Genomic DNA, 13,108 nt, shown 5'->3' on the forward strand with positions numbered 1-13,108 from the left:
TTTAAATACCCTTTAGAACCTGTCTTTATATTCTGTAGGTGTAACTCCAACGTTTTTCTTAAAGCTGCGGCTAAAATAATTAGGATCAGTATAGCCACAGGAAATGCATATTTCTTTAATAGAAAGGTCCGACTCCTCCAAAAGCTTTTTGGCCTTTTCTATTCTTACATTTGTCAGATACTCAATGAAATTAAGTCCATTCTCTTCTTTAAATATCTTACTGAAATAGTAAGGTGATATATTAACGACTCTTGAGACATCATCAAGGGATATGTCCTTGTGGAAATTGTCCTTTATATAATCCATGGCCGTTTTCATAATGCTGTTTGAGCGCTCTTCCCTCTTACTGATCACGTTCCTGCAGGCACCTGACATCTTATCTATGAACCATTTCTTTATCTCCGCAGGTGAATCAAGCTCCATTATTTCAGGAAGATAATTGTTTCGCCCGGAGTAACGGTAGGTCTGTCCACCATTCTGATATGCAATGTGCTCCGCGTACAAAGAAAACTCCAGAACTTTGAGTCTCATGGACATCAGGTCACCATCGCCGGCTCTCTGGCACATCCAGTCGGCATATTTCTCTGCATATACCAAAGTTCCGTTCTGATCGCCTTTTGTAACTGCATCAAACATGGGCTTTTCAAGGTCCTTGGGATAATCATCCTCGTAGCCGCAGCTGATAGTGAGGTCATCCACATGGGCAACCGAGCCTGTTGTAGCAATAAGTGCATTTAAAGCTTCCTTGTAAGACTCCGCAAGTTCCCTTAATGGCTTAACTCCGCCAATTCCTACTCTAAAGCTGATCTCTGTCTTTTTCTTAAGAAACCTGGCCATTTCCCTTGCCCTGTCAATGATCTCAGTTCTCTCGTTGTAATCAAGGCTCTCTTTTTCAAGAGGCAAAAGAACTGCTATCTTATTGGCCATTACATTTCCAATCTTGCAGTCAAAAAAGGTCCTGACACCTTCTCTTATTTCCTGATATTTACCGGATATTTTTACAGAGCTTCCAACTGCGTTGGTCATGTGGTTTCCCTCCTGGGAATCGCCACAGACAATGGCAAGCATACAGCCATAGTTCTCATTTATCCCCAGAATAGTCCTGTAGCTGTCTATATCCTCTTCAAAATGCTCCTGCAAAAGAATGTCATAAATAAGTCCGTTCTCGATAATAGGCTCAACTGTCTCAAGCTTTTCCTTGATCAAAAGCTCATTGCTGCGCTTTTCACGATCGCTGTCTATCTGCTCCATGGCCTTTTTCAGAACTGTGATTACCTTTATCCTCTCCATGGGCTTTGTGATGTACTCCAAAACTCCAAGCTTTATGGCCTCTTTAGCATAATCGAACTTATCATAGGCTGACATAACAATAAAAACAGTGTTAGTGCAAAACCTCTTCATTTCTTTTATGGCATCAATGCCGTTAATTCCCGGCATATGGATATCTATCACTGCAATGTCAGGTCTGAAGCTCTCTGCAAGTTCTATGACCTTTCGGCCTGACTTTGCAAATTCAACCTGGCAGAGCTGCCCGAACTCTTTTTCTATTATGAATTTCATTGAGTCGATGACTATACCCTCGTCATCAGCGATCATCACCCTGTACATATTTGGCTCCCTCAAGCGGCAAACGAATCACTACTTCGCAGCCCTTACCTTCTCCTTCACTATATATCTGCAATACGTCTTCATGCCCCGCAAAAAGACGGAGCCTTGAGATCACATTATCCATGCCTATTCCGTTGTTGTCGTAGGCGTTTTCATCACTTACATAATCTCCTGAAAGAATTTTTTCTATAGTCTCATTACTGATGCCTTTTCCGTTATCCTTTACACTTATGCAGACATCCTTATCCTGCCTATAAACCTTAAGAACAATCCTGCCATCGCCAGCCATTTCCCTTATACCGTGGTTTACAGCATTCTCTACAATTGGCTGAAGGATCATGCTTGGCATTTTGTGATCAAGAAGTCTTTCATCCACCTGTTTTTCGTAACCGATATCCCCTGAAAAACGTACATTTAAAATATGGATGTAGTTGTCAACTAAAGTGACCTCTTCCCTTAAAGTAACAGCGTCTTTCTGATTTTTAACATTGTATCTGAAAAAGTCAGCTACAGTCTGAACATATTCATAAGTTCTGTCAGCACCTTCCATCATTGCAAGCTGTGCCCCTGCATTTAACGTGTTAAAAAGAAAATGCGGGTTTATCTGGGCCTGCAGATACCGCAGCTGCGCATCCTTAAGATGTGCCTCCATCATCAGCTCTTTTTCCTGCATATAGCGCTCATTGGCCATGCTGACCTTGAGCTGTTCAATATAGTCCTTGATGCTGACGATCATCTTGTTAAAGGCTCCAATAACAATACCGACTTCATCGCTATAGGATACCGATGGAAGCGTGACATCAAAGTCACCGTCTGCTATCTCATTGGCTGAGTCCGCAAGGCTTCGCAGCGGCATTATCATCGCTTTGACAAAGCTTGTGATTATGATCACATTTCCTATCATTACAAAGGTCATTACCACAACGCCTATGATCTCAAAGGTCCTAAAGGTCTGGATCAGAGTTATGAAATCCTCTGAATTAATTACAAAGAGCTCCAGATTAAGACTTGTAATATAGCTTTGTATGTTCTCAAAAAGATCAGTGGAGGATTCATAGTAGGTCCTGTATTTTTCTACATTTCTTCCTCTTTTAGCCTCTATTGTCTGCTCAACCTGTTCAAGGTATTCACCCGACATGTACTTTATATTTCTTTCCATTCGGTTAAAAGAAAAATCAGTAACCTTTTCGCCCAGATCATCAGAAAGGTCTCTGAATTTCTGAGCATTTATATAATAGTTTTCCAGGGAGTCGCTGGTCTTTGAAGAAAGATATTCAGTCATGGAATCCTGAACCAGGTTAAGCGCCACAGAAAGCTCATTTAAAGACCTGTTACTTTCATAGACCATCTCCATGTCTTTTGACATGCTGTTGATCCCGACTATCAAAAAGAGATTGACGATGAATATGGTTATATTGGCAAGAACGCAGGCGCTTATGATCTTGGTCTGAAGGGGGCTGTTTAAGAATTTATTCATCAAGAGCCTCCTTTTTCAGGAAATCTGCCACGTTACTTCTGTCGATGAGTGTTACGTCTGCCAGATAGTATTCGCTTGTATTCCCAAATTCATAGTAATCCAAAAGGGCAGAAACACTGTACTCTCCCAGCTGCCTGGTATCGATTGAGATAGTAGCATAGACACCGCCTCTGTCTATGGCTTTGACAATCTCAGCAGAGTCGTAATAACCGAGTACACTGACTTCTCCTACCTTGTTAAAATCAACAACTGCCTGATAAGTACAGGTGGTATTGAGTTCATTCAGGCATACGATCACATCAGGAACATCCTCATTTAAAAAGATATCCCTGATTGATTCTTCAACTGAAAATGCATTTGTGTTATCGACCGTAACAATAGAAACATCAAACTCTGCATCTGTTACATTTTCTTCACTGATAGTATCCTGAATGGCAGAGATAATGATATTCTGTCCGGCGTCTTTGGTATCAGCATTTGCAAGAACTGCGACCTGAACCTTTCTGGTGTCCTCAATACCATCTTCTCCAAGAAGCTTTTCACGCCTTGCATCCTTGATAATATTGATGATCTGCTTGGCATACATCTTGCCTACGCTATATCCACTGATTCCCACAAAGCTCAGCCTATCGGAATGGGTGTTATCGCCATAGAGAGTTACTACAGGTATCCCGTTACTAACCGCATCATTTATAAGCGCGGTCATGGAGCTTGACTCATCAGCACAGACCATGATCCCGTCAACCTTTGATGCTGTTGCTATCTTCATCAGTTCTTCACAGGAATAGTCCCTTGAAAGATTCATCCCCAAAAGATCTACATAGATATCGGATTCCCTGGCTTTTTCCAGTGCTCCCTCATACACTGACTGCCAAAAATCTGTCTTGTAATTATCAGTTATCATCACAAAATACTTGTCATAGGTGTGGGCTTCCGCCTGCTTAACAAGCTCTAATCTGTAAAATCTAAAGTATAGCGACCCAAAGATAAGTGTCAAAAGCGTAAAAAGAAGCGTTAGTATCAGCACCAGATACTGTCTTCTTATTTTTTTTGCGTATAAGTCTTTTCGTGCTTTCATAAAGTTGATTTTAGCAGATGACTTTAGCCAAAAAAAGTGGATTTTATTGTCATTGAAAATCAAAAATGACAATAAAATCCACTTCATTATGCATAAAGCGCTTTATTATTGCTTGGTGAGAAAATTGATGTAAATGTAGTTTCTCTATTTTTAAAGCTTATTTCACCTGAAAGATTTTTCTCAATTATAGAAGCTGCTATCTTACCTATCTCCGGATCAAACTGTGTTCCACAGTTTCTAAGAATCTCTTCTCGTGCTTCAAGTGGCGATAGCTGCCTTCTATATGACCTGTTTGATGTCATGGCGTCATAGGCGTCAGCCACACAGATTATACGAGGAATGAGCGGTATCTCATCGCCCTTTAATCCATCCGGATAGCCCTTTCCGTCATATCTCTCATGATGCCATCTGGCGCCGTAAGAAATAAGAGGTATCTCTGTAATAGATGAGAGTATCTCGTGGCCAATTATAGGATGCTGTCTGATGGCAGCCATCTCTTTTTCATTGAGTTCTCCCGGTTTACGAAGAACTGTGTCAGATACTCCGATTTTTCCTATATCATGTAAAAGTCCTGCCTGATAGATGATCTCAAGCATTTTGTCATCGTAGCCCATTGCCTCAGCAATCTCGCAGGCGTACTCGGCAACTCGCACTGAATGGCCATTAGTATATGTATCCTTGGCATCAATTGCAGAAGAAAGAGATTTGATGATCTGCTTAGTGTAAATAACCAGCTTTTTATGCTCCTCAGCAAGAGAATCTCTATATGAATACATCTTGGTGATAAGATAATCATTTACATACTGACTGTTTATAACATTATCTATTCGTCTGTTAAGAACTTCCTGCGCCAAAGGCTTTCTGATAACATCAGCCGCACCTATGGTAAGGAAAAAAGCTTCCTTGCCTGAATCTTCAGGAATAAGAATGATCACCGGTGTATTCTCTAATACCGGATCAGACTTAAGCCTTGAAAACAGTGTAAAATAATCATTCCCCGGGTAATCAAGATCCAATAGGATAAGTGATGGACGAAGCCTGGACTTAAGGAGCGAGAGTGCCTCTCTCTCAGATTTAACAAAGACACAATTTCTGTCCCCATTTATCAGATTACGGATATTCTCTTGTTCAGATACATTAGAAGATATACAAAGTAATATCTGCGTGTCTTTCGAAAACATGTCTTTCCTTTAACAAAACCCTTTTTTTAACTAGTTAAAAATCTGCCTAAAAGTTAGATTTAAATATAACAAATCACCTGTGAAAATATCTATAAAAAAATGTGAAAAAAAAACGAATTTTTTCAGTGCTTTGCTGCCTCATCTAAAAATTTTTCAGCAAAATCAGGGCATGAAGGATAATACAGGTGTGGAAAGCCTATATATGAGCCATTTATATGATGGATGCACATGTACTTACGATTCCCGCTTGGCTTTTTTGCCACAAAAGCCTCTCCGTTATTATCAGTGTCATAATAATGAAACTCGTGTCCTTTTATTTGAAACTCATCGTCACTTAACTCAACATAACCAAAGCGCACAAGTTTACCCGTCCAACTTGTATCAGCATCGATAAAGCCAACCATTTCATAAGAATTCCCATCAGGATCCGTAATCTTTTTGGTCAGATACATGAATCCTCCACACTCCGCCAAAACAGTAAGCCCCTTGCTTAGCTTTTCCTTTATATCCTGTAGCATATCTTTGTTATCAGACAGCTCTTTAAGGAAATTCTCAGGATAGCCCCCACCAAGAATGAGACCATCTATTTTTTCAGGAAGTGCCTTATCTCTTATTGGAGAAAAGAAAATAATATCTGCCCCAAGTTTTTTTAAGAGTTCAAGGTTTTCTCTGTAGTAAAAGCAAAAAGCCTCATCATATGCCACTGCTATCCTAGTTCTTAGCGACTTGGGCTCATCCTTACTTTTGGTAAAAGAGATAGCTTCTGCCTTTTTAGAAAGCTCTAAAAGCCCCTTGATATCTACGCCTTCTTCAATTATCCCAGCTGTCATATCAAGTTTTTCTTTAAGGTCATCTATTTCTTTTGGCAAAATAAGCCCCAGGTGCCTGCTTGAAAGCTCAATATCCTTTTTATTTTCAACATACCCATAACACCTTATTCCCAGCTCTTTTTCTATAATGGGCATAAGTACAGTCGCAAAGCTCTTTGATGTCTTATTTAGGATCACGCCTTTTATTAGTTTTTCACTGTCATAGTCAAGAAAGCCTCGTATCTGCGCAATAAGAGATCTTCCGGCGCCTCTCCCATCAACTACCATCACAATCGGGGCTTTTAAGACTCTTGCCAGATCATATGATGAGCCCTGCTCTTCTACTCCGCCTATGCCATCGTAAAGCCCCATTACACCTTCTATTACAGCAATATCCCCTGCATACTCATCTGCAAAGAGCTTTCTTGTAAGGGCCTCTCCTGTAAAAAAAGTGTCCAGATTCCCTGATGGAATACCTATCACATCTCGGTGAAACATGGGGTCAATATAATCCGGGCCGCATTTAAAGCTGCACACATCGATATTTTGTTTTTTCAAAGCAGCAAGTATCCCAAGGGTTACAGTGGTTTTCCCGCTTCCGCTTTTTGGAGCTGCTATAAGTATTCTTGGATAATTCATTTTTCCTCAATGTCCGATTGTAAAAGAGACGATATATACAGGGTTTTCTGCTTCCATAAGGGAGTACTGTCCAAGGCTTTTTGCTTTACTTACCTGGACAAGTGCTATATCTGCATCTTTGATCTCATAATCTTTGATAAGTTCATTTAATGCAGCCATAGTCTCGATCGTAACTGCATTTGCAACGACTCTTATCTTCTTTTCAAAGCTTCTCAATCTTTCAAATATACTCTTTAGATTCCCACTGCTGCCGCCAATAAAAACCTTGTCAGGAGCAGGCAGCGCATCAAGAGTCCCTGGCGCTATGCCTTCCACTACTTCGATATTTGAAAGCATGAATTTGTCAGCATTTTTCCTAATAAGGTCGCATGCCTCTTTCTTTTTCTCAACTGAGTAAACCTTTATTTTAGGAGATAATCTTGCACATTCCACTGAAACAGAGCCTGTTCCTCCTCCGATATCATATATGACATCTCCATCACATGGCTTTAGCTTACAAACAGACAAAGTCCTTATTTCCTCTTTTGTCATTGGTACTTTGTCCCTGATAAATTCTTCATCCTTAAGTCCCGGAAGAAGCTCTTTTTCTGCTTTCTGCTCATTTTTGATCATGAGGGTGTAAAGACCTTCTTCATTAAGCTCCACGCATCCTGCAGGGTCAAGTACACATATCTTTTCTTCACTGTAAAGGTTACAGCCGGCATATACTGTGAACTTACCTTTTTTGTCATTCTCCAGTTTTTCCAGAAGTTTTCCAATTCTGTTTATGTCTTTTACACCGGAAGTAATGGCTATGGTTCCGGCATTTCCTGTTACAGATGCTATTAGCTCTCCGGTCCATTTTTTCTCATCTACTCCGTGAGTACTGATAATAGCTTTATCCTGCCAGCTCTCGCCTATTCTTGCGCACATGGCACTTACTGATGATATGCCGGGCAAAACTTTTGGGCTGTAGCCTTCATTTTTAAGTGCTGCAAGGAGCTTTCCGGCGCCGCTGTAAAATCCAGTATCCCCTGAGAAAAGAACTACCACTTTAATAGTTACTTTTTCATTTTTTTCTTTTATCTTTTCAAGGGCAGGTATTATGTCAGATGCAAGATAATATGAATACTTCCGGCATTCAGAAGCTATGCCCTCTAGCATTCTCCCAGCACCAAAAATGTAATCTGCTTCATTTATGGCCCTTTGTACTTCCAAAGTAAGGGTTTCTTTCCCCATTCCAAAACCCGCCAAGGTAACTTGCATGCTCTTTGCCTGCTCTTTACCTGTGTTTTGGCCAAACAGACGGATTATCTCATCTCTGACTCTTTCATAGTCTTCACCGGTATTTTCGACCGGACGCTTTATTATAAAGATCTGAGCTTCCGCATCCCTGGCGGCCTGTATCCTTTCAAGCTCTCCACCAGCCTTTCCGCTTTCTTTTAAAACCACAACCTTTGCATCATAGTTTTTAAAAAAGGAAAGATTCATGTCGTAGGAAAAAGGTCCCTGCATCGCTATTATCTGCTTTCCCAAAAGTCCATTGTCGTAACAGATCTTAAGGCTCTCACTATTTGGGATGACTCTTACCACAAGGCGCTCTAATAAGCTCTTTTCGCGGCAAAACTCAGGGATATCCTTGGAGCCTGTTGTCAAAAAAACTGTACCCTTCGTTTCAAGAAGTGCCTTGGCGCAGTCCCTGGCACTTTCAAAGAACCTTGCGTCAGAGGCATCGATTTTCTCATTGCTTCTGTGTACTCTAAAAAAACGAATATTCGAAAGATCCTTTCTTGCATCATCGATTTCTTTTTTCACAAGCTCTGCATATGGATGAGTTGCATCAACTATCGCCAGAGGCTTTTCTTTTTCAAAAAGCTCTTTCATCTGACCACTGTCAAGCCTTCCGATGCGCACGTCAATAAAAGGATCATCATCTATCACCATTTTCCCGTAATCCGTTGCAACAAGATAAATACTTGGTATTTGAGCCTTTGCAAGATCTATTGCCAGTTCTTTTCCTTCAGTTGTACCGCCAAAAATGATTATCTTATTCATTTATCCTGTATCCTCTTGGAGTCACCAATTTGTCACCAATAAGTTTAGATCTTGAATTACCGATAAATACTGTGGTGAACATATTTACACTCTCGTTTTTAAGGTCTGATAAAGTGCACACATGGGCCCTTGTGCCTTCCCGGCCTATATTCTCCACGTAACCGCAGGCTCTTTTTTCGTCTGCACCGCTTGAAAGCATGATGTCACAGGCTTTTTTCAGATAGTCTGCTCGTTTTTTGCTGGAAGGATTGTAGATAACTATCGAAAAATCCCCATCTATTGCTGCTTTCAGCCTCTTTTCTATCTGCTCCCACGGAGTTAATAAGTCGCTTAAAGATATCACGCAAAAGTCATGATTTATGGGTGCTCCCAGGACTGCTGCCCCGGAAATTGCTGCAGTAACGCCCGGTATCACACAAACCTCTACCTTAGGATACTCTTCCCAAAGTTCATACACAGGTGATGCCATACCATAAACTCCCGCATCGCCGCTGCAGATAAGCGCTACATTTTTCCCTTCCCTGGCAAATTCAAAGCTTTTCCTGCACCTTTCAATTTCCTGTTTCATAGGGGTTGTAAAAAATTCTTTCCCCGGAAAAAGATCCTTAACAAGATCCACATAGACTGTATAGCCTGCAATGATATCGCTGCTTTCCATAGCTTCAATTGCCTGCCCGGTCATCATGCTCTTATCTCCGGGACCCATTCCAACTATAAATATCTTTCCTACCATGTTATTGTGATCATCCTTCTCTTTGCTTCCGCAAGGGTCATTCCATCTCTGGAAGTCTTAGTTTTTACTAGCATAGCCCCTTGGCCTGCCCCCAAAACTGCTGCCCTTTCACATACATTTCCCACGCCGACTTTGCTCTTTACAAAATCAGATTCCTCAAAATCCCCTTCGGCCTTTTCAAGTTCTTCAGAAGAAAATGTGAGGAGCTTAACTCCAAAATACTGACACAGCTTAAGTAGGCCAATCTCGCTACTTTTCACATCTATTGAACAGATGGCATAGAGGTTTTTGGATAGCTCTTCTTCGTCATACTGCTCAAGCACAAAGGTTTTCAGCTCTTCAAAGCTCTTACCCTTCTTGCACCCCATGCCTAAGACCATGCGCTTTGGATAAAGAAAAAGCGCATCATCAAAGAGCTTTTTTTCTTTCTTATCACCTATATAAAAATCAGGAATGCATAGAGTCCCAGTGCCATCATTTTGTACATTCCTATTGATCTCTGACAGCTCTACTGGCGCTTCTCCCACAAACTCTTTTTCCTTAAGGTCACAGATAAACCTAACCTTTTCGCCCCTTAAAACCTTGGAAGATATCTTTTTGATCTTTTCCTTTTCAGAGATAACAAGACCGTTTTTCCTGGCAAAAACATCTATGGCAAAGGCGCTGTTAATATCCGTTGCAGTTGTGATAACTGCTGTAGCACCTATTCTTTTGGTCAAAAGAGCTGCCAGGTCATTGCCACCTCCGTAATGCCCGGACAAAATCGGAACAACAAAGTGTCCCAGCTCGTCTATTACAACTACCGGAATGTCTTTTAATTTATCCTGAATAAATGGGGCCATAAGCCGTACAGCAATTCCCACAGCTCCGATAAATACTATAGGTTGATGTTCTTCAAAGCATCTTTTAAAAAAGTCAGAGAGCTTCTCATCCTCACTTTTTATCTCAGCAAGAATATCGCTGTTTTCGGAAAAAAGCTTTTCTGCCAACTGCCTTCCTTTATCTGTAACATAGGAGGCCTGTACCACTTTGATCTGGTTCATTTTTTTATTCCTCTAAAACCTGTTTCAAAATCTGGTGAATAGAGTTTTGACAATGAGTATCCGGATTTCGCTATCACTCCTCCAACAAGAACAACTGCCAGATTCTTAATACCTTCTTTTTGCCCGCTCTCATAAAGGCTTCCCACAGTGCAGAGAATTCTCTTTTCATCAGGCCAGCTTGCCTTATACACAATCGCAGCCGGAGTATCGGCGCTATACCCGCCGTTTATCAGCCTTTTTGATAATTCATCAAGCATTCCCGCACTTAAATATATTGCCATTGAGGCCTTATGAGCTGCCAGACTCTCTATTGATTCATTTACAGGTACTGGGGTTCTTCCCTCCATTCTGGTGATTATAAGGGTCTGACTCACATCAGGAAGTGTGTATTCAAGATTAAGCGAAGCCGCAGCCCCAAAGCAGGCGCTGACTCCCGGGCAGCTGTCATAGCTTATATTTTCTTTATCAAGAAGCTGCATCTGTTCCATAACGGCCCCATATATACTAGGCTCCCCTGTGTGAAGCCTGACCACTTCCTTTCCATTTCTTTCTGAAAGGACCATTATCTCCATAACTTCATCCAGGGTCAAAATGGCGCTGTTATATACTTCACAGGTCTCTTTTGCATATTCTAAAAGCTGTGGATTAACCAAAGATCCTGCATAGATTATTACATCTGCTTTTTGTAAGAGCTTCATGCCCCTTACCGTTATAAGGTCAGCAGCACCGCACCCTGCACCAACAAAATGAACCATTTTTTCCTCTTTCTTTTACATCAGTAAATCTTTTGCACCTGATGACTTTGCAAGTATCCCATAGTCCCCTGAGTAGATCACACACTCAATCTGAATTTTTCCCTGAGCCCTGAAGTTTAAGTAAAACAGCACTTTCTCAAGTACAATGTCCATGGTCTCCTTAAGTATCCCAGCCTCTTCCACAAGGCGAAGTGCTTCCTCAGTGTTTGTGCACCCAAGTATCTTTCTTGCAAGTGCAGAATCACCATTAGCCAGAATCCCGCAACAGGCAAGTATCTCCATTCTGCAGTCAGCCTCATGGGAATGAGTATTCATGATACCGCCCGCAACTTTGATGAGCTTTCCGATGTGGCCTGTAAGAACCATTTTCTCAAATCCCATCTCGCATACCATATCTATAGTTTCGCCGATAAAATTTGAGCACTTCACGCTTTTATCAAGGTCATATCCAAAGTTATCCTTCATAAACTGCTGACCAAAATTGCCGGGAGATACTATGGCAACCTTCTGCCCAAGAGCTTTTTTCTGATTAAGCTCTACCCTTATGGTATCAAGGATAGCTTTAGTACTCATGGGCTCAACAATGCCTGTAGTCCCAAGTATTGAGATTCCGCCCTCAATTCCAAGTCTTGGATTAAAAGTCCTTTTTGCAAGCTCTTCTCCCTCAGGAACTGATATCTCAACTTTCAAAACACCATTAAAGTCAAAAAAGCTGCACACTTCTGTAACTTCTTTTTGGATCATCTCCCTGGGAACATGATTTATCGCAGCATTCCCAACCTCCTGGTCAAGCCCCGGTTTTGTAACTCTTCCAACTCCAATTCCACCGTCAATTATTACTTTCAAGGAGGAATGCATATCTTTTTCAAAAGAATCCTCTATGATACTTACTTTTGAAACAATGTGACTTCCTGTTGTAACATCCGGATCATCACCCCCATCCTTGATAACAGCGCAGGTGACAAAAGACTTTCCCTTTTGTATATCAACGATCTGAGCCTCAAACATAACTCCTGCCGGGGTCTCTATCTCAATCGTGCCTTTTTCTTTTCCCGAAAGCAGCATATACGCTGCTGCCTTTGATGCAGCCGCAGCACAGCTCCCTGTTGTAAATCCTTTTCTCATAGGCCATATACCAATGCATTTACAATGGCAGCAGCTATATTACTGCCGCCTTTTCTTCCGCGGTTTATTATGTATGGAACATCTGAATGTAAAAAGAGCTCCTTTGCCGCTACCACATTTACAAATCCCACAGGCACACCAATGACAAATTCAGGTCTGTAGATACCTTTTTCCATCATTTCATATAAGGAAATAAGGGCTGTCGGGGCATTTCCTACGGCAAATATTATGGGGACATTAAGCTCTGCTGCCCTTTCCATACTTACAGTTGCCCTTGTGACTCCGCGCTCTTTCGCCTCCTTAGCAACACTTTCATCAGCCATGAAACAGTGGACTTCTCCGCCGTAAATGGAAAGTCTATTTTTGTTGATGCCAGCCATGGCCATATTGGTATCAGTGACGATATGTGCGCCGTTTTTTATCATGTCTCTGGCAATCTTTATGGCGTTTTCTGAGTAGGTAAGAGTATCCGCATATTCAAAATCCGCGCTGGTATGTATAACTCTTTTTGTGACAGGCGCCTCTTCATCAGGGATGATTTTGCCCAGGGCCTCAAGCTCTTTTGTTATTATCTCAAAGCTTCTTTTTTCTATTTCAGAAGGAAGTACAAATTCGATATTTTCCAT

Annotated in this window: 11 protein-coding genes; all 11 read right to left on the reverse strand. The window is 41.3% G+C overall.

Features of this window, described 5'->3' with window-relative positions:
• Positions 1-12 precede the first annotated feature (12 nt).
• A complete protein-coding gene (locus G585_RS0108015) occupies positions 13-1,608 on the reverse strand; it encodes a helix-turn-helix domain-containing protein (RefSeq protein ID WP_022774220.1) in 1,596 nt (531 codons plus the stop codon).
• Entirely contained in the window at positions 1,586-3,085 is a 1,500-nt protein-coding gene (locus G585_RS0108020) for a sensor histidine kinase (RefSeq protein WP_022774221.1), read from the reverse strand. The genes G585_RS0108015 and G585_RS0108020 overlap by 23 nt, the downstream gene beginning before the upstream one ends.
• Complete coding sequence (locus G585_RS0108025) at positions 3,078-4,112, reverse strand: sugar ABC transporter substrate-binding protein (protein WP_196802898.1); 1,035 nt, start codon at positions 4,110-4,112, stop codon at positions 3,078-3,080. Before G585_RS0108025 ends, G585_RS0108020 begins: the two co-directional genes overlap by 8 nt.
• A 137-nt stretch (positions 4,113-4,249) precedes the next feature.
• Complete coding sequence (locus tag G585_RS17580; protein WP_022774224.1) at positions 4,250-5,344, reverse strand: HD domain-containing protein; 1,095 nt, start codon at positions 5,342-5,344, stop codon at positions 4,250-4,252.
• 122 nt (positions 5,345-5,466) lie between these two features.
• Complete coding sequence (locus G585_RS0108035) at positions 5,467-6,792, reverse strand: cobyrinate a,c-diamide synthase (protein ID WP_026663859.1); 1,326 nt, start codon at positions 6,790-6,792, stop codon at positions 5,467-5,469.
• Between the two features lie 6 nt (positions 6,793-6,798).
• Positions 6,799-8,826 carry a precorrin-6A reductase gene (gene cobK, locus G585_RS0108040; RefSeq protein WP_026663860.1) on the reverse strand — a complete coding sequence of 676 codons (2,028 nt, stop codon included), beginning with the start codon at positions 8,824-8,826 and terminating at the stop codon, positions 6,799-6,801.
• On the reverse strand, positions 8,819-9,559 hold the full coding sequence (gene cobJ / locus G585_RS0108045; protein WP_022774225.1) for a precorrin-3B C(17)-methyltransferase: 741 nt from the start codon (positions 9,557-9,559) through the stop codon (positions 8,819-8,821). The genes cobK and cobJ overlap by 8 nt, the downstream gene beginning before the upstream one ends.
• Positions 9,553-10,602, reverse strand: a complete 1,050-nt coding sequence (locus tag G585_RS17585; protein ID WP_022774227.1) for a cobalt-precorrin 5A hydrolase — start codon at positions 10,600-10,602, stop codon at positions 9,553-9,555. Before G585_RS17585 ends, cobJ begins: the two co-directional genes overlap by 7 nt.
• On the reverse strand, positions 10,599-11,357 hold the full coding sequence (cobM, locus tag G585_RS0108055) for a precorrin-4 C(11)-methyltransferase (RefSeq protein WP_022774228.1): 759 nt from the start codon (positions 11,355-11,357) through the stop codon (positions 10,599-10,601). Before cobM ends, G585_RS17585 begins: the two co-directional genes overlap by 4 nt.
• 15 nt (positions 11,358-11,372) lie before the next feature.
• On the reverse strand, positions 11,373-12,482 hold the full coding sequence (gene cbiD / locus G585_RS0108060) for a cobalt-precorrin-5B (C(1))-methyltransferase CbiD (RefSeq protein ID WP_022774229.1): 1,110 nt from the start codon (positions 12,480-12,482) through the stop codon (positions 11,373-11,375).
• Positions 12,479-13,108 carry a precorrin-8X methylmutase gene (locus G585_RS0108065; protein ID WP_022774231.1) on the reverse strand — a complete coding sequence of 210 codons (630 nt, stop codon included), beginning with the start codon at positions 13,106-13,108 and terminating at the stop codon, positions 12,479-12,481. Before G585_RS0108065 ends, cbiD begins: the two co-directional genes overlap by 4 nt.

It is taken from the genome of Butyrivibrio sp. AE2015 (assembly GCF_000420825.1).
In the GTDB taxonomy this organism is placed as follows: Bacteria; Bacillota; Clostridia; order Lachnospirales; family Lachnospiraceae; genus Butyrivibrio.

What these genes read in the sequence shown, in the direction of transcription:
- G585_RS0108015 (WP_022774220.1), bottom strand. Translation starts at nt 1,608, where the DNA reads ATGTACAGGGTGATGATCGCTGATGACGAGGGTATAGTCATCGACTCA.
- G585_RS0108020 (WP_022774221.1), bottom strand. Translation starts at nt 3,085, where the DNA reads ATGAATAAATTCTTAAACAGCCCCCTTCAGACCAAGATCATAAGCGCC.
- G585_RS17580 (WP_022774224.1), bottom strand. Translation starts at nt 5,344, where the DNA reads ATGTTTTCGAAAGACACGCAGATATTACTTTGTATATCTTCTAATGTA.
- G585_RS0108035 (WP_026663859.1), bottom strand. Translation starts at nt 6,792, where the DNA reads ATGAATTATCCAAGAATACTTATAGCAGCTCCAAAAAGCGGAAGCGGG.
- cobK (WP_026663860.1), bottom strand. Translation starts at nt 8,826, where the DNA reads ATGAATAAGATAATCATTTTTGGCGGTACAACTGAAGGAAAAGAACTG.
- cobJ (WP_022774225.1), bottom strand. Translation starts at nt 9,559, where the DNA reads ATGGTAGGAAAGATATTTATAGTTGGAATGGGTCCCGGAGATAAGAGC.
- G585_RS17585 (WP_022774227.1), bottom strand. Translation starts at nt 10,602, where the DNA reads ATGAACCAGATCAAAGTGGTACAGGCCTCCTATGTTACAGATAAAGGA.
- cobM (WP_022774228.1), bottom strand. Translation starts at nt 11,357, where the DNA reads ATGGTTCATTTTGTTGGTGCAGGGTGCGGTGCTGCTGACCTTATAACG.
- cbiD (WP_022774229.1), bottom strand. Translation starts at nt 12,482, where the DNA reads ATGAGAAAAGGATTTACAACAGGGAGCTGTGCTGCGGCTGCATCAAAG.
- G585_RS0108065 (WP_022774231.1), bottom strand. Translation starts at nt 13,108, where the DNA reads ATGGAAAATATCGAATTTGTACTTCCTTCTGAAATAGAAAAAAGAAGC.